Origin of the sequence: Novosphingobium sp. (genome assembly GCF_040079535.1) — a bacterium.
Taxonomy (GTDB): domain Bacteria; phylum Pseudomonadota; class Alphaproteobacteria; order Sphingomonadales; family Sphingomonadaceae; genus Novosphingobium.
The window spans coordinates 43345-59254 of sequence record NZ_JBEBKB010000011.1; the positions used below are offsets into that span (position 1 = coordinate 43345).

General features: G+C 61.0%; 18 protein-coding genes. 8 read left to right on the forward strand and 10 right to left on the reverse strand.

Annotation, left to right across the window (positions count from 1 at the left end; all coding sequences use genetic code 11):
- Window positions 1-75: 75 nt before the first annotated feature.
- From ABL914_RS05605 to ABL914_RS05615, 3 genes are read left to right on the forward strand one after another with little or no spacing between them, the layout of a single operon-like run.
- The gene (locus tag ABL914_RS05605) at window positions 76-441 is read left to right on the forward strand and encodes a hypothetical protein (protein WP_391562179.1); all 366 of its coding nucleotides are present in this window, start codon (window positions 76-78) and stop codon (window positions 439-441) included.
- A 55-nt stretch (window positions 442-496) separates the two neighbouring features.
- Complete coding sequence (locus ABL914_RS05610; RefSeq protein WP_391562180.1) at window positions 497-2143, forward strand: glutamate--tRNA ligase; 1647 nt, start codon at window positions 497-499, stop codon at window positions 2141-2143.
- 52 nt (window positions 2144-2195) lie between these two features.
- Window positions 2196-3896, forward strand: a complete 1701-nt coding sequence (locus ABL914_RS05615) for an amidohydrolase (protein WP_391562181.1) — start codon at window positions 2196-2198, stop codon at window positions 3894-3896.
- Here ABL914_RS05615 and ABL914_RS05620 read toward each other — a convergent pair.
- Both ABL914_RS05620 and ABL914_RS05625 read right to left on the reverse strand, forming a co-directional pair.
- Window positions 3893-4450, reverse strand: coding sequence for a phosphoribosyltransferase (locus ABL914_RS05620; RefSeq protein ID WP_391562212.1), 558 nt, complete (start codon window positions 4448-4450; stop codon window positions 3893-3895). The genes ABL914_RS05615 and ABL914_RS05620 overlap by 4 nt on opposite strands.
- The gene (locus ABL914_RS05625; protein WP_391562182.1) at window positions 4440-5456 is read right to left on the reverse strand and encodes an adenosine deaminase; all 1017 of its coding nucleotides are present in this window, start codon (window positions 5454-5456) and stop codon (window positions 4440-4442) included. The genes ABL914_RS05620 and ABL914_RS05625 overlap by 11 nt, the downstream gene beginning before the upstream one ends.
- A 76-nt stretch (window positions 5457-5532) precedes the next feature.
- Between ABL914_RS05625 and ABL914_RS05630 the strand changes: the two genes are divergently transcribed.
- Window positions 5533-8256: an ATP-dependent DNA helicase gene (locus ABL914_RS05630; protein WP_391562183.1), complete on the forward strand. Its 2724-nt coding sequence runs from the start codon at window positions 5533-5535 to the stop codon at window positions 8254-8256.
- Entirely contained in the window at window positions 8253-8795 is a 543-nt protein-coding gene (locus ABL914_RS05635) for a SixA phosphatase family protein (protein ID WP_391562184.1), read from the forward strand. The genes ABL914_RS05630 and ABL914_RS05635 overlap by 4 nt, the downstream gene beginning before the upstream one ends.
- 4 nt (window positions 8796-8799) lie before the next feature.
- On the opposite strand, the gene ABL914_RS05640 is transcribed toward ABL914_RS05635, so the two are convergent.
- The 6 genes from ABL914_RS05640 to rpmF all read right to left on the reverse strand — a co-directional run bounded on the left by ABL914_RS05640 (window position 8800) and on the right by rpmF (window position 13280).
- Window positions 8800-10233: an NAD-dependent succinate-semialdehyde dehydrogenase gene (locus tag ABL914_RS05640; protein WP_391562185.1), complete on the reverse strand. Its 1434-nt coding sequence runs from the start codon at window positions 10231-10233 to the stop codon at window positions 8800-8802.
- A gap of 31 nt (window positions 10234-10264) precedes the next feature.
- Window positions 10265-10669 (reverse strand): MerR family transcriptional regulator, encoded by a 405-nt coding sequence (locus ABL914_RS05645; RefSeq protein WP_391562186.1) that lies wholly within the window; start codon window positions 10667-10669, stop codon window positions 10265-10267.
- Window positions 10666-10962: an integration host factor subunit alpha gene (locus ABL914_RS05650; RefSeq protein WP_391562187.1), complete on the reverse strand. Its 297-nt coding sequence runs from the start codon at window positions 10960-10962 to the stop codon at window positions 10666-10668. The genes ABL914_RS05645 and ABL914_RS05650 overlap by 4 nt, the downstream gene beginning before the upstream one ends.
- Window positions 10963-11054: 92 nt before the next feature.
- The gene (locus ABL914_RS05655) at window positions 11055-12023 is read right to left on the reverse strand and encodes a beta-ketoacyl-ACP synthase III (RefSeq protein WP_391562188.1); all 969 of its coding nucleotides are present in this window, start codon (window positions 12021-12023) and stop codon (window positions 11055-11057) included.
- The gene (gene plsX, locus ABL914_RS05660) at window positions 12020-13075 is read right to left on the reverse strand and encodes a phosphate acyltransferase PlsX (protein ID WP_391562189.1); all 1056 of its coding nucleotides are present in this window, start codon (window positions 13073-13075) and stop codon (window positions 12020-12022) included. Before plsX ends, ABL914_RS05655 begins: the two co-directional genes overlap by 4 nt.
- Window positions 13076-13100: 25 nt before the next feature.
- A complete protein-coding gene (gene rpmF / locus ABL914_RS05665) occupies window positions 13101-13280 on the reverse strand; it encodes a 50S ribosomal protein L32 (protein WP_309621567.1) in 180 nt (59 codons plus the stop codon).
- 153 nt (window positions 13281-13433) lie between these two features.
- Here rpmF and ABL914_RS05670 point away from each other — a divergent pair, with 153 nt between their 5' ends.
- The gene (locus tag ABL914_RS05670; protein WP_391562190.1) at window positions 13434-13826 is read left to right on the forward strand and encodes an MAPEG family protein; all 393 of its coding nucleotides are present in this window, start codon (window positions 13434-13436) and stop codon (window positions 13824-13826) included.
- 39 nt (window positions 13827-13865) lie between these two features.
- Here ABL914_RS05670 and ABL914_RS05675 read toward each other — a convergent pair whose 3' ends face one another.
- Both ABL914_RS05675 and ABL914_RS05680 read right to left on the reverse strand, forming a co-directional pair.
- A complete protein-coding gene (locus ABL914_RS05675; protein ID WP_391562191.1) occupies window positions 13866-14531 on the reverse strand; it encodes an MBL fold metallo-hydrolase in 666 nt (221 codons plus the stop codon).
- A gap of 56 nt (window positions 14532-14587) precedes the next feature.
- A complete protein-coding gene (locus ABL914_RS05680) occupies window positions 14588-15235 on the reverse strand; it encodes a helix-turn-helix transcriptional regulator (RefSeq protein WP_391562192.1) in 648 nt (215 codons plus the stop codon).
- Window positions 15236-15349: 114 nt separating this feature from the next.
- On the opposite strand from ABL914_RS05680, the gene ABL914_RS05685 reads away from it, so the two are divergent.
- Together ABL914_RS05685 and ABL914_RS05690 are read left to right on the forward strand one after the other, a co-directional pair.
- Window positions 15350-15538, forward strand: a complete 189-nt coding sequence (locus ABL914_RS05685) for a hypothetical protein (RefSeq protein WP_391562193.1) — start codon at window positions 15350-15352, stop codon at window positions 15536-15538.
- The gene (locus ABL914_RS05690; RefSeq protein ID WP_391562194.1) at window positions 15528-15899 is read left to right on the forward strand and encodes a hypothetical protein; all 372 of its coding nucleotides are present in this window, start codon (window positions 15528-15530) and stop codon (window positions 15897-15899) included. Before ABL914_RS05685 ends, ABL914_RS05690 begins: the two co-directional genes overlap by 11 nt.
- Window positions 15900-15910 lie beyond the last annotated feature (11 nt).

Here is a 15910-nt window from a genome sequence, read left to right on the forward strand (position 1 = left end):
ATCGGGAAAAATCCCGAGCAGCCAAACGTGGACGCATGGCTTCTCCTCGTCTGAATAACTCGGGGAGAATGCAGAGTGCCGTCACCGGTCGAAGAAGCAAATCAGATACACCGCCGGCTGGCTGCCGAAATGTTGGCGCGGCGCCGGCTTCGCAACAAGCATTTTGATCGTCAGGCGTTTGGTGAACAACGCTGGGATATGATGCTGGGGCTGTTTGCCGACGAACTGGGCCGGTTGAGCATTGACGCCGCCAGCCAGCTTTTGCTGACGCCGCCTGCTACCACGCTTGCGCTGGCCCGGATTCTGGCCGGGCACAGCTTGATCGATCTGGGCGATTCCGATGGCGGGTGGAGCGATATTCCAATCAGCCTGTCAGAGACCGCCGCAGAGAAAATGACCGCATACTTCGGCGAGGTGATCAGCACCGGCTTAGCCGGCTAAATCGTTAAGGCCTGCTGCGGTTGCCAAGCCGCAGCGCCGTCCGTAAGGCACGGCCATGGATATCGCCACCCTAACGCCCGAAGCCCAATTCACGCTTGCCGAACTTGAAGCAAAGTTCCCGCCTCGCACCCTTTCCGAAGGCGCGCGCGTAACCCGTTTTGGCCCCAGCCCAACCGGCTTCATGCATATCGGCGGGCTTTATACTTCGCTGGTTTCACGCCGCCTGGCCCATCAAAGCGGCGGCAGGTTCTTTTTGCGGATCGAAGATACCGATAAGAAGCGTGAAGTTGACGGCACGGTTGGTTTGATCCTGGCCTCGCTTGCCACCTATGGCCTGTCACCCGACGAGGGTGAAATTGCCGATGGTCAGGAGCTGGGCGATTACGGCCCCTACCGCCAAAGCGAACGCAAGCCGATCTATCAAAGCTGCGTTCGCTGGTTGCTGGAACAGGGCCATGCCTATCCCTGCTTTGCCAGCGCCGATGAATTGCAGGAGCTGCGCGACGAACAGGCCAAGCGCAAGGTCCAGCCGGGCTACTATGGCAGCTGGGCAATCTGGCGTGACAAGACCGCAGCTGATGTGGCTGCAGCGCTGGCGGTTGGTCTGCCGTTCACAGTGCGTCTGCGCGCCACCGGCACCCGCGATGAGCGGGTGACTTTGCCTGATACGATCCGCGGCGATCTTGAATTTCCGGCCAACCAGACCGACGTCGTCATGCTCAAGGCCGATGGTATGCCAACCTACCACCTGGCCCATGTGGTGGACGATCATTTCATGCGGACCACCGATGTGATCCGCGGTAACGAATGGCTGGCCAGCTATCCAATGCACGCCCAGATGTTTGATCTGATGGGCTGGGCCCCGCCCCGCTTTGCCCACATCAGTCCGATCGAAAAGCAGGACGGCGGATCGCGCCGCAAACTTTCCAAGCGGCACGATCCCGAAGCCTCGGTTGGCTGGTACATGGAAGCCGGCTATCCGCTTGGTGCGGTTACCGAATATCTGCTCAATCTGATCGACGGCCGGTTTGAAGAATGGCGCACCGCGAACCCGGGCGTGAGCCACGAGGATTTCAAGATCGAGCTGGAGCACATGAGCCGTTCGGGCGCCTTGTTTGATCTGGCCAAGCTGGATTCGGTATCGCGCGATGTGGTCGGCGCGATGAGCGCAAAGGCGATCTACGATGCGGCGCTGGTCTGGGCCAGTGGTCACCACCCGGATTTCGCGGTGCGCTTTGCTGCCGATCCGGCCTACAGCCAGGCAATTCTGGATATCGAGCGCCACGGCGAACGCCCGCGCAAGGACATCGTCCGGTGGGATCAGCTGCATACAGACATCGGTTACTTCTTTGATGATCGCTATGCCGAGCTGCTGGGTGAAGCGCAGGACGTGTTCAAGGCGCTCCAGCCGGCCGCGCCGCAAGGCTTGTTGGCCAAGGTTGCAGCAGCATACGATCCCGCAAAGGACCGCGATCAGTGGCTGGAATGGCTGCGCGAACTGGGCCTGGAATTTGGCTATGCCCCCAACGCCAAGACTTTCAAGGCCGCCCCCGATCAATACATCGGCCACTTCGGTGATCTGGCCGGAGTGCTGCGGGTTGTGCTGGCGGCGCGGCGCAACACGCCCGATCTGCACGAAATGATGCAGGTCATGGGCAAGGACCGGGTGGTTGCCCGGCTAAGCGCCGCAACCCGCTGGTAACGCCCAGGCAGCTGTGCCACATCATCGCGCTACGCAAGCGGTGGGGTGCGAAATGGTACGTGGTTTGAAACTGGCCTTGGCGGCACTTGGGCTGGCAATGCTGGGCAATTCGGCCCAGGCAATAATGGCACGGCCAATCACCAGTTTGTGGCACCACGGCACGATTATCACGATGGACGGCCCGCGTGCCAAAATCGTTCCGGCGGTGGTCGTGCGGTCAGGCAAGATCGTGTTCACCGGTCCGCTTGCCCAAGCCCGCAAGGTGGCCGGGCGCGGGTTCGAAGACCATGACCTGAAGGGCGCAACGATGCTTCCGGGTTTCGTCGATGCCCATTCGCATTTCTCGATGCTGATGCGCGTCGCCACTGGAATTGATCTTGACGCAGGCGAAGGCGCACCGCGTTCTATTGCCGATCTGCTTGCCAAGGTCGGCAGGGGGATCGAAGCCAGGATGATCGCGCAAGACGATTGGGTCGTCGCCTGGAACTACAAGGACGCTGCGCTGGCTGAAAAGCGCCATGTGACCCGTGCCGATCTGGATAAGGCCTTCCCCGGGCGCAAAGTTCTGTTGATGCATTTCACCGGCCACGGACTCGTCGCCAGCAGCGCCGCAATGGCGGCGGCCGGGGTGAAGGACGATACGCCCAACCCCGAAGGCGGGCTGTTCCTGCGCGATGGCAACGGGAAGCCCAACGGAGTTGTGTTTGAAGCCGCGTTGACGCCGTTCTTTGCCGTCTTTCCCAAGCCTACCTATCCGCAGATGATCGAAGCGCTGAATATCACGCAACGCCAATATGCCGCGAACGGCTATACCCATGCGCAAGACGGCGCGACGCAGCTGGCCGATCTGGATTTCCTGCGTAGTGATGGCGCCAAGCTTGCCCTGACGATCGATCTGGCGCTGCTGCCCAGCTTCGCTGGTTTGGACAATCTGCTTGCCCGTGGCGACCTTGCGGTGGGGCAATATCAAGGCCGTACCAAGGTTCAGGGCATAAAGTTCGTGCTTGATGGATCGCCGCAGGCCCGCACCGCCTTTTTCACCAAAAACTATGCCAACGGCTCGCCCGAAGGACACCACCCCTGGCACGGCGAGCCGATCGTTTCGCAAGAGGTGTTCAACGCCGCAGCCCGCAAGGTCCACGCGCGCGGCTGGCAGATATTTGCCCACGCCAATGGCGATGCGGCGATCGACATGGCGATCAAGGCCTTCGATGCACTGGGGATCAAAGCCGGCGACAATCGCCGCCCGGTTGTGATTCACTCACAATTCCAGCGGCCCGAGCAGCTCAAGGACTATGCCCGGATCGGCGTGGGACCAGCCTATTTCAGCAACCACACCTATTATTTTGCCGACGTCCACCGCAGCAATTTCTCCACCGAGGTAGTTGGCTTCATCAGCCCGTTCAAAGCTGCAATTGCAGCCGGATTGCATCCCTCGAACCATTCCGATGCGCCGGTAACAACGCTCGATCCGTTCATCCAGCTCTGGTCCAGTATGGCCCGGACATCACTGTCTGGCGTGGTCAACGGCCCCAGCCAGCGGCTGACCGCTTATGAAGGCTTGCAGATGCTCACCACGGGTCCGGCCTGGCAGGTGTTCGAAGAGGACCGCAAGGGGCGGATCAAAGTAGGGCTGCTGGCCGATTTCGTAGTGCTTGATCGCAATCCGCTGCGCACGCCGCTTGACCAGATCCGTTCAATCCGGGTGATGCAGACGATTAAGGAAGGCCGGGTGATCTGGACGCAGCACTAGTCGCCCAGGATCAGATCCGCGCCCGGCTTGTGTGCGCGGATTTCGTCCTCGCTCAGCCCACAGATCTCGTGCGGGAAGACCAGCCATTCCTCGGTCTCATGAACGAAGAAATCAGGCTTGAGCCTGGTCTTGTTTCGGCTCGGTTTGTAGTAAGCGGTGGCGATCCGCACGGTTTGCGGCATGTTGTGGCGGCAGCGCGCCGATAGTTCGGCCAGGAATGCCGCGATTGAGCGTCCGGTATCAAACACATCATCGATCACCAGCAGCCGATCCTCTGGCCCCAGCACATCGATCAGATAGCCCAGCGCATAGACCCGGACTTCCTTCTCCTGGCTGTCGATCCCAGAATAGCTGGCAGTGCGGATAGCAATGTGATCGCATTCCACACCTTTATAGGCGAGTAATTCCTGGACAGCGATCCCGACCGGTGCCCCGCCCCGCCAGATGCCAACGATATGGGTGGGGCGAAAGCCCGCATCGATCACCATGTTGGCCAGCCGAAAGCTGTCTTCAAGCAGCCGGTCTGCGGTGAGATAGCGCTTCTCAACCACCAGCAATTTCCTCGATCTCAGCCAGATGCGCGATCTGATCGGCCATCGGCAGGAACGAACCGGTGAAGCTGTTTTCAGCCAGCTGGACGATTTCAGCATCTGAAAGGTCAAGCGCCTCGGCGGCGGCATGAAAATTGGCACCAATGTAGCCACCAAAATAGGCCGGATCATCGGAATTGATCGTTGCCTTAAGGCCCAGATCAAGCATTCGCCTGATCGGACTGTCCTCCATCCGGTCGATCACGCAGAGCTTGAGATTGGAGAGCGGACAGACGGTCAGCGTCATGCCTTCTTCTGCAATTCGCTTGACCAGCGCTGCATCCTCCAGCGCCCGGTTTCCGTGGTCAATCCGTTCGACCATGAGCAAATCCAGCGCCTCATAAACATATCCGGGCGGCCCTTCCTCTCCCGCATGCGCGGTCACGTGCAGGCCAAGTTCGCGTGCTTTGGCAAACACCTTCTGGAATTTCGCCGGCGGGTGCCCGACCTCGGAAGAATCGAGCCCAACCCCGTCGATCCTGTCCAGATGCGGCATAGCCAATTCCAGCGTGGCAAAAGCGTCCGCTTCGGACAGGTGGCGCAAGAAGCACATGATCAGGCGATGGCTGATGCCAAGCTCGCTCTGGCCAGTCTTCAATCCGCGCTCAATCCCGTCCAGCACAGTTTCAAAAGCAACCCCGCGGTCGGTGTGCCCCTGCGGATCGAAGAAAATCTCGACATGCCTGACATTGTCCGCGGCCGCGCGCTGGAGGTAGGCCCAGGTCAGGTCAAAAAAATCCTGCTCGGTCAGCAGGACCCCCATCCCCTGATAATAGATATCGAGGAAATCCTGCAGGTTGGAGAAATCATAGGCCGCCCGCACTGCTTCCACACTGCCAAACGGGATCGCCGCGCCATTGCGCGCAGCCAGTGCAAACAACAGCTCTGGCTCAAGAGAGCCTTCAATATGCAAATGCAGCTCTGCCTTGGGCAGGCGATCAATCAATGCGGCGCGGGAAGGATTCGGCATGGCCCCAGGGTTGGACCTGCGCAAAGTTCAGGTCAACCGCTTGCACCGCGTTCCATTTTCGTTCTATCCCATCGGTGTGAGCGATGCCCTGCCCCTTCCCGCTATTCACGCCAGCCATGGCGGCTGCTGGCTGCGTGATGGTGCTGGCGGAACGCGCGGAACCAGCAAGGGCGATGCGATCGTTGCGGCGGCAGATACGCCGCTGTTGATGCTTAATGCGCCGCTGGTCGCAACGCGGCTGGGGTACCCTGATCTGTCAGGACTGGATCTGCTTGAACTGTTCGCGTTCGTCCACCCGGCCCGGTTTGTGGTGCCAACGCCCAAGGGGCTGGCCCATGCGCTCGATCTGGCTGAACCGGCCGCCGATGATGCTGTTCCGCTGCTGCTCCAGCAAGCCGCAGAGCTGCTGCTGGCCCAGTGTCAGGCCGCCGATTGGCCTGCGCGCGAAGGTGCCTGGACCGCGCTGCAATCGCTAACCAAGCTGCGCTGGGCCTGGGCTCCGCTACTGGCCGCGCGGATCGCCGCCCCGGCCAAGGGCGAGCGCTGGCTGTTTGCCCGCCTGCCCGAATGGGAAGACGTTGCCGAACGGCCGCAGCCAGCCCAGATCACACTGGGGGATGGCGAAGTTGCCGAGCAACTGGCGCGGTTGACCGGCGCCGGAGCAGAAAGCCGCCCGGCGCAGGTGGCCTATGCCCAGGAAGCCGCCCACCTGTTTGCCCCGCGCAGCCGCGGCGATAGCCTTGGGGCCAAACCGCACTTGCTGCTGGCGCAGGCCGGGACCGGGATCGGCAAGACCCTTGGCTACCTGGCCCCGGCTTCGTTGTGGGCGCAGCAATCGGGCGGAACGGTCTGGGTTTCAACCTATACCAAGGCGCTGCAACGCCAGCTTCGCCATGAAAGTCGCCGGATCTGGACGGGCAAACGCGGCGATGGAACACAGCCGGTAGTTGTCCGCAAAGGGCGTGAAAATTACCTGTGCCTGCTCAATCTTGAAGACGCCTTGCAAGGTGGCTTCACCGGCCGCGCGGCGGTGCTGGCGCAACTGATCGCGCGCTGGGCAGCCTATAGCCAGGATGGCGATATGATCGGCGGCGATCTGCCCGGCTGGCTGCCCACGCTGTTCCGGGCGCGCGGGATCAAGGCGCTGACTGACCAGCGCGGCGAATGCGTCTATGCTGGCTGCCCGCACTACCGAAAATGCTTCATCGAACGCAGCGTCCGCGCCAGCACTGGCGCCGATCTGGTGATCGCCAACCATGCCCTGGTGATGGTCAACGCGGCGCGCGGCCGCGATCAGGTGCAGCGGCCAACCCGGATCGTGTTCGATGAAGGACACCATGTATTCGAAGCTGCGGATTCTACCTTTGCGGTTGCACTGACCGGCAGTGAGACGATTGAGCTGAGGCGCTGGGTCGTAGGACCAGAGCGCGGCTCAAAGGGCCGCCGCCGCGGGCTTTCTGCGCGGCTGGCGGATCTGGCCAGCTATGACGAGGCGGGCGGCAAGGCAATTGCCGCTGCGCGCCATGCGGCTGAGGCGCTGCCCGGCGATGGCTGGCTGCAACGATTATCCGAAGGCAGCCCATCGGGTCCGCTGGAAGAGCTGCTCTGTGCGGTGCGCGCCACTGTATATGCGCGCGATGAAAGCGGCGGGCAGGAAGCCGGTTACGGGCTTGAAACCGAAGCCGCGCAGCTTGACGGGCCATTGGTCGAAATTGCTGGCAGCGCGCAGGCTGCATTGGCCGAATTGCGCAGTCCCCTGATCCGGCTGGGTGTTCGGATCGAGGCTATTCTCACCGATCCGCCTGACTGGCTGGATGGTCCAGGCCGGGCCCGGCTGGAAGGGGCGCGCCAGGCCCTGGGCTGGCGGATCGATACTATCGCCGCGTGGGAGGCCTTGCTTGACCGGCTGGGCGGCCCGGCTGATCCGGAATTTGTCGATTGGCTGGCGGTTGAACGGGCCGAAGCGCGCGAATTTGATATCGGTCTGCACCGCCGCTGGCTCGATCCGATGCGGCCGTTTGCGCAAGTCGTGCTTGAAGGCGCGCATGGCGTTATGCTGACTTCGGCCACGCTGAAGGACGGAACTGATTGGGACAGCGCAGTGGTTCGTTCGGGCGCTCCCAGTCTTGAAATTGCGCCGCGGCTGTCCAGTTTTGAAAGCCCGTTTGATTACGCCGGCCAAGCCGAAGTGCTGATCGTGACCGACGTGCCCAAGGGTGATGTTGCGGCATTGGCCGGGGCTTATGCCCGCCTGATTGAGGCTGCAGGTGGCGGGGCACTGGGCCTGTTCACCGCGATCCGCCGCCTGCGCGCGGTTCATGGCCGGATCGCAGATCGGCTTGCCCGGGGCGGCCTGCCGCTTTATGCGCAGCATGTTGATCCGATCGATACCGGCACATTGGTGGATATTTTCCGCGACGATCCGCGCGCTTCGCTGCTGGGTACCGATGCCTTGCGCGATGGGGTGGATGTGCCCGGCCATTCGCTGCGTCTGGTGGTGATGGAACAAGTTCCCTGGCCAAAGCCGTCAATCCTGCACCGTGCCCGGCGGCTGGCGGGCGGCGGCGGTGCCCACGATGATCGGATCATCCGTGCGCGCCTGGCCCAGGCTTTTGGCCGGTTGATCCGCAGCCGTCAGGATAGCGGGGCATTCGTGGTCTTGTCTGCCGCCTTCCCCAGCCGCCTGTTATCCGCATTTCCCCCAGGTACGCCTGTCACACGGTTGACGCTCGATCAGGCTTTACATCGCGTCGCCAGCAGTGTCTCACACCAGCCTGTCCAGCAAGAGAGCCAGACTTGAAAACCCTAGGACTGTTCCGCCACGCCAAAAGCGATTGGCAAGACCCGCGAGCCCGCGATTTCGATCGACCGCTTAACGATCGCGGGCGGCGCGGCGCGGCGATAATGGGCCGCCATGTGCGCGATCACGGGATAAAGTGGGAACGGATGGTGGCCTCTCCGGCGATCCGCTGCGCCCAAACAATCGAACTTGCCGCCCAGGCTTCGGGGCAGCCGGTGGCCGCCAACTGGGATCGCCGGATCTACCTTGCAAGCGGGGTCACTCTGGCCGATCTGCTGCGCGAACAGGATGGCGATCCCAAAGCTATCCTGATGGTTGGGCACAATCCGGGGCTTGAAGATCTGATCTTCGATCTTGTCCCCGATGATAGCACCAGCCCCTTGCGTGATCTGGTGGAGGAAAAATTTCCCACCGCCAGCTTCGCCGTGCTTGAACTCGATATCGACAAGTGGTCTGATCTCAGGGATCGCTGTGCCCGGCTGGTGCATCTAACCCGCCCGCGCGATCTCGATCCCGAACTGGGCCCTGAGCTGAAGTGACAGATCAAGCCATATGGATCGCCTTGGTCACCAGATAGCTATCCATTCCTTCGATCCCACCTTCGCTGCCAAAGCCTGAATCCTTGACCCCACCAAACGGTGCATCAGCCGCGCTGACCGCAAATGTGTTGATCCCCACCATCCCGGCCTCGATCGCATCGCCCAGCAGATTGGCGGTGCGCAAGCCTTCGGTAAAGGCAAAGGCGGCCAGGCCAAAAGGCAGGCGGTTGGCCTTGGCCACGGCATCCTCCAGCGTTGAAAACGGCGCGGCAACCGCCACCGGGCCAAACGGTTCGTTGTTCATGATATCGGCGTTGTCCGGCACATCAGCCAGCAGTGTTGGTTGAAAGAAATAGCCGGCATTGCCGCGTTTCCCGCCAGCCATCACCCGCGCGCCCTTGGCCGCGGCATCCTCTACCAGCGCCTCGATCGAGCCGGGGCGGCGGGCATTGGAAAGCGGGCCCATCTTGCTGCCAGCGTCAAGCCCATGCCCGGTGGTAACCCCGTGCGTGCGCGCCGCAAAGCCATCAACAAAGCGCTGATAGATGCTTTCCTGCACATAGAACCGTGTCGGCGAAACGCAGACCTGCCCAGCGTTGCGGAATTTTTGCGGGACCACCAGATCCAGCGTCTTTTCAAGATCGCAATCGTCAAACACCAGCACCGGGGCGTGGCCACCCAGTTCCATCGTGACCCGCTTCAGCCCATCTGCTGCCAGCCGCATCAGATGCCGTCCAACCGGGACTGAGCCAGTAAAGCTGACCTTGCGGATCACCGGCGAGGCGATCAGATGCCGGCTGACCATATCGGGCGCCCCATGGACCAGCTGAACCACGCCTTGCGGCAATCCAGCGTCAGCCAGGCAGCGCACCAAAGCGCCGGTACAGCCAGGGGTTTCCTCTGGCGGCTTGGCCACAACCGAACAACCAGCCCCCAATGCGGCGGCCAGCTTTTTGGCCAGCAGGTAAAGCGGGAAATTCCACGGAGTAAAAATCGCGACAGGGCCGACCGGCTGGCGATTGACCATCGCCCGCTGCCCGGTGGGGCGCACCAGCGTGCGGCCATATAGCCGGGTGGCTTCTTCAGCGCACCAATCGAACAATTGCGCACTGGCGGCCACTTCGCTGCGCGCTTCGGCCAGCGGCTTGCCCTGTTCAAGCGTTAGCAGAGTGGCAATTGCTTCGCTGCGATCACGCAATAGCGCGGCGGCTTTCCTGAGAACAGTCCCGCGCGCTTCGGCCGGAGTGGCCTGCCAGACCGAAAAAGCTCGATCTGCGCCAGCCAGTGCTTCATCCAGATCGGCTGCGCTGGCCAAGGGCACCTGGGCGATGGCATCACCGCTGGCCGGATCGATAACCGCAAAACTATCGCGCCCTTCGCCCACTCTCCAGCTGCCATTGATGAACAGCGCGAGTTCCGCGTCGTAGCTTTTTCCCATGTTGGAATGTCCTCACTTTCGTGAGCTGTATCTAGGCTTCGTGAAGCGCATTGACCAGTGTGGTCCGCAGTGAAATAAGCCGCGCCCGGTATGCAAAGTTGTTGGCAACGGCCGCCCCGGCCACGACCGGCCCGGTTGCCCGAGCCCCGCCGTTATCGGCCGGTTCGCTCTTGCCAAGCAGGGCCTTTTTGGCCCCTTTCAGAGTATAACCTTCGCGGTGCACCAGCCGATCGATCCGCTCTACCAGCGCAACATCGCCCGATCTGTAATACCGCCTTCCACCGCTGCGCTTAAGCGGCCGCAGCATCGGGAATTGCTCTTCCCAATACCGCAGCACATGCTGGCGAATGCCAAGCGCCTTGGCCACCTCGCCGATCGTCCGCAGCGCCTCCGGATCCTTGCCGTCAGCAAAGCCAGGAGGCGCAGCGTCGGTCATCCTTTGGCGATCCGTTCTTTCAGCATCTGGCTGGCCCGGAAAGTCAGCACCCGGCGCGGGGTAATCGGAACTTCAACCCCGGTTTTGGGGTTTCGACCGATTCGCTGCGCCTTGTCGCGCAGCAAAAACGTTCCAAAGCCCGAAATCTTGACGTTCTCACCCTGCTCCAGTGCGTCAGACATGTGTTCAAGGATCGCTTCAACCATTGTGAGCGATTCAGAACGCGAAAGCCCAAGCTTCCGGTTCAATGCTTCGGCCAGATCGGCCCTTGTCAGTGTGCTCATGGAGCGCATCAAGCCCCTTCCCTAGGATATTACCTGCGTCCCTGCAGCAGAGCATAACCAAAGTTTGGGCGATTGCAATGAATAGGCTGGGTTAAATCCGGCTAAATCCGGATCAGACTTGCGCCCCAGGTAAAGCCGCCGCCCATCGCTTCGAGCACAACCAGTTGCCCCGGCTTGATCCGCCCATCGCGCACAGCCGTATCCAGCGCCAACGGAACCGATGCTGCCGATGTGTTGGCGTGCCGATCTACCGTCAGCACAACCCGGTCGGGCGAAAGGCCCAGCTTCTTGGCAGTGGCATCGATGATCCGGCGATTGGCCTGATGCGGCACCACCCAATCGATTTGATCGGTGCTGATTCCAGCCGCCTCCAGTGTCTCGCTCAGCACGTCGGCCAGGTTGGTTACGGCATGCCGAAACACCTCGCGCCCCTTCATCCGAACGTGGCCCACGGTTTGCGTGGTGGAAGGTCCGCCATCGACATAGAGCAAATCGCAGTGCTGGCCATCGGCGTGGAGTTTGGTGAACAGAACCCCGGGTCCATCTTCGGCCACATCGCGGGCTTCCAGCACAATCGCGCCGGCCCCGTCGCCAAACAGCACACAAGTGCCGCGATCCTCGAAATCGAGAATCCGGCTCATCGTTTCAGCCCCGATTACCAGCGCCTTTTCGGCCATGCCGGTTCGCAGCATCGCATCCGCAGCGCCAACGGCGTAGAGAAAGCCCGAGCATACCGCCGCAACATCAAATGCGATCCCGCCATTTGCGCCCAATGCAGCCTGAACCTGCGTGGCGGTGGCCGGAAAGGTATTGTTGGGCGTGGCTGTGGCCAGCACGATCAGGCCGATGTCCTTGCCTTCAAGCCCGGCCGCTTCAAGCGCGCGGCGCGCCGCATCGATCGCCAGCGTGGCCGTATTCTCATCATCTCCGGCAAAATGTCGATTGCGAATGCCCGATCTTTCAACGATCCATTCATCGCTGGTATCGACGATTTGCGCCATTTCGGCATTGGATACCGCACGCTTGGGCAAGGCTGATCCGGTGCCGGTTAAAACTGAACGTCGAATCATGCCCCGTTCCCACCGGCTTTGCGCAGATTTTCCTCGCCCAGCCGAGAAAGATCGGCCGCGATCCGCTCGATCAGGTTTTCCTCAAGCAAACGGGCAGTCACCGCCACGGCATTGGCCACGCCAACCGCGCTGGCCGAACCGTGGCTTTTCACCACCACCCCATTCAAACCCAGAAACACCGCGCCGTTGTGATTGTTGGGATCAAGATGATGCTTGAGCAGTTCTGTGGCCGGCTTGGAAACCAGGAACCCGAACTTGGAGCGCAGCGAATTGGAAAATGCCCGGCGCAGCAGATCGGCGACAAAGCGCGCAGTGCCTTCGACGGCCTTCAGGGCAATGTTGCCTGAAAACCCGTCCGAAACCACCACATCAACATCGCCGCGGCACAGCTTGTCAGCCTCAACGAAACCGTCGAAAGAGATCGAGAGATCCTTTGCAGCAGCCTTCAGCTGAGCCGAAGCCAGACGCAAATTCTCTGTTCCCTTGATTTCTTCGGTGCCGATATTGAGCAGCCGCACGCGCGGCGCATCACGGCCGGTCACAATCCGCGAATAGGCCGCACCCATGATCGCAAACTGCACCAGATTGCGGGCATCACATTCAGTGTTGGCGCCCAGATCGAGCATCACCAGATCGTTCTCACCCAGCGAGGGAAGCAAGGCCGAAAGCGCCGGGCGATCGATCCCCGGCATCGTCCGCAGCGCCAGCTTTGCCATGGCCATCAGCGCGCCGGTGTTGCCTGCGCTTACCGCAGCGCCAGCATCGCCGCGCTTCACCGCTTCGATCGCCATGCCCATCGATGTGGTCTTGGCCCGGCGCAGCGCCTGAGTGGGCTTTTCTTCACCGCTGACCACATCGGGGGCGTGGAGAATTTCGGATGCGCTGCGCAGATTCGGGTGTTCGTTCAGCGCAAGCTTGATTCGCTCTTCATCGCCAACCAGCAGGAAATTGAACCGATCATGCTGGCGCCGCGCCAGCGCCGCGCCTTCGATCATCACGCGCACGCCTTCATCGCCGCCCATCGCGTCAACGGCGATACGCGGCAGGCTCATGCGCTAATCTCCTCAAGCGACAGGCTTAGAGCCCGACAGCGACAATCTCGCGTCCATTGTAGTGACCGCAGGCATCGCACAGATTGTGCGGACGCTTGAGTTCACCACAGTTGGGGCATTCATGGAATGCTTCAACCTTCAGCGCATCGTGGCTGCGGCGCATGCCCCGGCGTGAGGGCGATGTTTTTCTTTTGGGGACAGCCATTGCGGCACCTGTTCCTGCAAATTCCGGTTTCGTCTAGGTAAGCCAGCACGGACGGTGCCGGTGGCTTGCGAAGGCGGGCCTATACCGGATTTAGCAGGCGTTGCAAGCGCCGTCATTGGCCCTTATTGACGGCACATCACAGGGGAGAATGAAATGCTGTTACCCATTACATTGAGTCTCGCGGCTGCGGCGGCGTTGATCAACTTCTGGCTTGCGCTGCGCTGCGGCCAGGTACGTGCCAAGGAAAAGATCAACATCGGAACCGGCGGCAACGAATTGCTGGAACGCCGGATGCGCGCACAGCTGAACTTTGCAGAAAACACTCCGTGGGTGCTGATTCTGATCGCGGCCATCGAACTGGCTGAAAAGGGCGGAACCTGGCTGCCCTATGTTGGCGGTGCGTATATGTTGGCGCGTGTTGCGCACGGCCTTGGCATGGATGGCGGCAGCCTCGAAATGGGCCGGGGCATTGGCGTGATGGTCACCATGCTGGTCCAGATCGGCCTGGCCGTGGTGGCAATCGCGGTTGCCCTGGGCAAAATGTAAAACTGCCAAGATCCTCCCCGTTCGCGGGGAGGATCAACTTCAGCTAAGCGCATAATCGCTCACAAAGCCGTTTACCTGCCGCTCCCGGCCAAATGTGCTGGTTGGCCCGTGGCCAGGAATAAAGGTAACGTCGTTGCCCAGCGGCCACAGTTTTTGCGTGATGGAATCGATCAGATCCTGATGATTCCCACGGGGAAAATCGGTCCGCCCGATCGATCCGGCAAACAGCACATCCCCAACGATCGCCAGATGTCCTTCAGGATAGTGGAACACCACATGCCCCGGGGTATGCCCTGGGCAGTGGATTACATCCATGGTCGCTTCCCCAACAGTCACCGTATCGCCATCATTCAGCCAGCGGTCGGGCTCAAACACTTCGGCATGCATGCCATATTTGCCGCCATCCTTGGCCAATTGTTCGATCCAGAACCGGTCGTCCTCGTGCGGTCCTTCAATCGGCACGCCCAGCTCTTTGGCCAGCATTCCGGCCTGCCCGCAGTGATCGAGATGCCCGTGCGTTATCAGCAGCTTCTCGATCGTAACTCCGGTCTTCGCAACGGCCGCCTTAAGCTTGTCAAGATCACCGCCCGGATCAACCAGCGCGGCCTTCATCGTTTTGGTGCACCACACCAGCGAGCAGTTCTGCTCAAGCGGGGTAACGGGGATGATGCCAACGCGGACGGGCGGTTCGGTGGTTTCAGTCATATGTTCGCAATGCCGGGGGTTTGGCGGCGCTGCAACGAATTTTGACGCAGCGCTTGCTACAACCGCCCGCTCTTCCACACCACCCGCCCGATCACCTCAACCTCACCCGGCTCCAACTCAATTGTCTGGTAAGCCGGATTGTCGCTGACCAATGCAACCACTGCGGGCCGCGCCAGATCGAGCCGTTTGACCATCAAGGCTTCACCGCTGCGGACCACATGGATCCCATCGCGCCAATTGCGCGGGGAGCGATCAACCAGGATTTCATCGCCATCGCGCAAGGTGGCTTCCATTGAGTCGCCCTCAACCCGGATCGCTGAAAGCTGCGCCGGATCAAGGCCCTGTTCGCGCAGCCAGCGAGCGGAAAAGCGGAACGCGCCGATCGGCAGCTCTTCACCCGCAAGCAACCCCGGCCCGGCCGATGCGCCCAGCGGCAGGCGCGGTAAATCAACCCATTCGCCGCGCGGCTTTATCAGCACGGACGAGGACAAATCCTCTGGCGCGCCCAGTTCCGATTCGTCCACACCCAGGAACCGCGCCAGCCTGCGGCGATCATTCTCTTCCAGTTTTCGCGGACTGCCTTTTCGTATAAACTGCTGAAGATAAGTAGAATTACGCCCGATAAGTTCGGACAAGCCAGACAAGCTGGCGCCCTGTTCACTGACCAATTGCATCAATCGGGCTCGGGGATCGTTCGTAACCATGTATTTGTCCTACACGATGTATTTTTCCTAGACAAGTAGGATTTGAAGGGGAAGTAAAGGATTATTCCTACGGCGATTCGCAACTGTCGCATTTGAATAAGGAGGGAGACAGAAATGCTTATTACCCGGATCGAACGCTTTCTGCGTGAAACCGGTATGCCCTGGACCAAATTCGGACGGCTTGCGACGCACGATCCGCGCTTTGTTCAGGACCTGCGCAACGGCCGCACTCCCCGCGCTGCAACCGCGAAACGTGTGGAACATTTCATGAACATTTATCGCGAGGACTGCCGTGCAATTTGATCCCAACCAAGGCCAGGCGATGCTTGTCGCCGCGCGCCACCGAACCCGCCGCACCCCCTGGATGCAATTGCTATCGGCGCTGCTCGATCTGGGCCAGGGCCAGGCCGAATTGCTGCGCCACGCTGAGCGAAGCTGGGCCAGTGTAACCTTTTCCGGCACCCGGCACAGCGTAGTCCTGGCGTTTAACGGCGAGGAATCTGTAGCCGCCGGTGAAGCCCTGATCGATATTCTGCCCGATCACGAATTCACGATTGCGGGACAACTGGTGGCCGATGCAGCGGTGGTGCGGGTGGATCACACCGCCCTGCCCAAGCCCCGGCTGGAGGTGGAATTGGAAGTGCTGATGCTGGATGAGGTTTGAGCCTTGCCGCA

Excerpts from the sequence above, each read along its gene's own strand:
- ABL914_RS05655 (WP_391562188.1), bottom strand. The coding sequence starts at position 12,023 with ATGATTCGACGTTCAGTTTTAACCGGCACCGGATCAGCCTTGCCCAAG.
- ABL914_RS05615 (WP_391562181.1), top strand. The coding sequence starts at position 2,196 with ATGGTACGTGGTTTGAAACTGGCCTTGGCGGCACTTGGGCTGGCAATG.
- ABL914_RS05685 (WP_391562193.1), top strand. The coding sequence starts at position 15,350 with ATGCTTATTACCCGGATCGAACGCTTTCTGCGTGAAACCGGTATGCCC.
- ABL914_RS05640 (WP_391562185.1), bottom strand. The coding sequence starts at position 10,233 with ATGGGAAAAAGCTACGACGCGGAACTCGCGCTGTTCATCAATGGCAGC.
- ABL914_RS05650 (WP_391562187.1), bottom strand. The coding sequence starts at position 10,962 with ATGCGCTCCATGAGCACACTGACAAGGGCCGATCTGGCCGAAGCATTG.
- ABL914_RS05645 (WP_391562186.1), bottom strand. The coding sequence starts at position 10,669 with ATGACCGACGCTGCGCCTCCTGGCTTTGCTGACGGCAAGGATCCGGAG.
- ABL914_RS05610 (WP_391562180.1), top strand. The coding sequence starts at position 497 with ATGGATATCGCCACCCTAACGCCCGAAGCCCAATTCACGCTTGCCGAA.
- ABL914_RS05680 (WP_391562192.1), bottom strand. The coding sequence starts at position 15,235 with ATGGTTACGAACGATCCCCGAGCCCGATTGATGCAATTGGTCAGTGAA.
- ABL914_RS05670 (WP_391562190.1), top strand. The coding sequence starts at position 13,434 with ATGCTGTTACCCATTACATTGAGTCTCGCGGCTGCGGCGGCGTTGATC.
- rpmF (WP_309621567.1), bottom strand. The coding sequence starts at position 13,280 with ATGGCTGTCCCCAAAAGAAAAACATCGCCCTCACGCCGGGGCATGCGC.
- plsX (WP_391562189.1), bottom strand. The coding sequence starts at position 13,075 with ATGAGCCTGCCGCGTATCGCCGTTGACGCGATGGGCGGCGATGAAGGC.
- ABL914_RS05625 (WP_391562182.1), bottom strand. The coding sequence starts at position 5,456 with ATGCCGAATCCTTCCCGCGCCGCATTGATTGATCGCCTGCCCAAGGCA.
- ABL914_RS05675 (WP_391562191.1), bottom strand. The coding sequence starts at position 14,531 with ATGACTGAAACCACCGAACCGCCCGTCCGCGTTGGCATCATCCCCGTT.